The 1,188-nt window shown below is 63.6% G+C and carries 2 protein-coding genes and 1 pseudogene; all 3 read right to left on the minus strand.

All coding sequences use genetic code 11. The annotated features are described in order from the left end of the window. A partial coding sequence (locus TRIHO_RS20225) for a lytic transglycosylase domain-containing protein (protein ID WP_131811235.1) occupies positions 1-511 on the minus strand: 511 nt, incomplete at its 3' end. Positions 512-566: 55 nt separating this feature from the next. After that, complete coding sequence (locus TRIHO_RS23980) at positions 567-734, minus strand: hypothetical protein (protein ID WP_165595937.1); 168 nt, start codon at positions 732-734, stop codon at positions 567-569. Next, positions 731-1,188 (minus strand): annotated as a pseudogene (locus TRIHO_RS20230) (type IV secretion system protein B4); the annotation flags it as partial. The pseudogene TRIHO_RS20230 and the gene TRIHO_RS23980, both read right to left, overlap by 4 nt.

Raw genomic sequence — 1,188 nt, forward strand, 5'->3', positions numbered from 1 at the left:
GATCGCTGGCGGTGCCGGGCATGATCTGGGTGAGGCCATAGGCGCCGACGGGAGACCGTGCCCCAATGGTGAAACGGCTTTCCTGCCAGATGAGCGCTTGCAGCAACGCGCGCCATTGGACGGGTGAGAGACCAGCGCGGCCGACACCCGCAAAGTCGCTGGTTTCCTGGGCGACGCGGATGATGAGCTGCTCGATGTTCTCGGCGGCGTCGCCGAACATCTGCGCACCGCCGGGATTGGGGTCGATGTCGGCATTGCCATAGACCGCCTCGACTGACCGGGCCGGATACCCGCTGCCGCTTTCCAGCCCCGAGACCATAGCCGGCAAGCCCTGACCGCCGAAGCTGGTCTGGGCATCGAGGATGCGTTGCAGGGTTGCCAGCTGTTCGCGCTCGATCTCCGCGATGAGTTCGCGCACGGCGAGCTTGTCGGCCTGAACGGCCAAGTCAGCCTCGCGATCACCGGTCTCGACGATGTCACGCGAGGTCAGCCCACTGTCATTGGTCGGCACACCTTGAGACAAGGCGAGACCAGGCAGCAGGCAAAACGCGAGGATATGAGGCAGGCTAGACTTCAATGTCGCCCTCCGGTGCGCCAAGGGGCGTGAAGGTGCAATCCTGGGCTGTCGCTGCCGTCGAGGCGAGAAAGGAAAAGCAATTGGCCTGCGGCTCCCGATACTGGGTGCAGGAGGCCAGCGCGCCGAGCGCAGCCAAAGCGATAAGAATACGGATCATGAAAGCCTCCAGAAGTCCGGGCGGTCGCGGTAATCGGCGCCGACGAGCGCTTCGCCCTTTTCCATGCCGCCAAGGATCGTGAGATTGGGCCCAAGGGCACTGAGATCGGCATCGACGACGATTGAGCCCTGATCGTCGCGGATCAGTGCGAGGCGGCTGTTGCTGCCCGTGTTGACAAGGACGTCGAGCTCCTTCTCCGTGAGGTTCAGCATGGCGTAGTCCGAGGCATTGGCGCGGATATTGGGCAGCAGGATCTGCGTCGGAACGGCTTCGACGATGGTCTTGCCGGTCTGGGTGCGCTCAAGCTGGCTTGCGTATTGCGTCATCATCACTGCGACGGTGTTCTGCTTGCGCGCTGTCACCAGCCAGTTCGACAGCCGCTCGGCGAAATACGCGTTGTCGAGGGCCTTCCAGGCCTCGTCGATCACGATGATGGTGGGGCGGCGGTCCTCGA

The sequence above is a fragment of the Tritonibacter horizontis genome (assembly GCF_001518015.1).
Classification (GTDB): domain Bacteria; phylum Pseudomonadota; class Alphaproteobacteria; order Rhodobacterales; family Rhodobacteraceae; genus Epibacterium; species Epibacterium horizontis.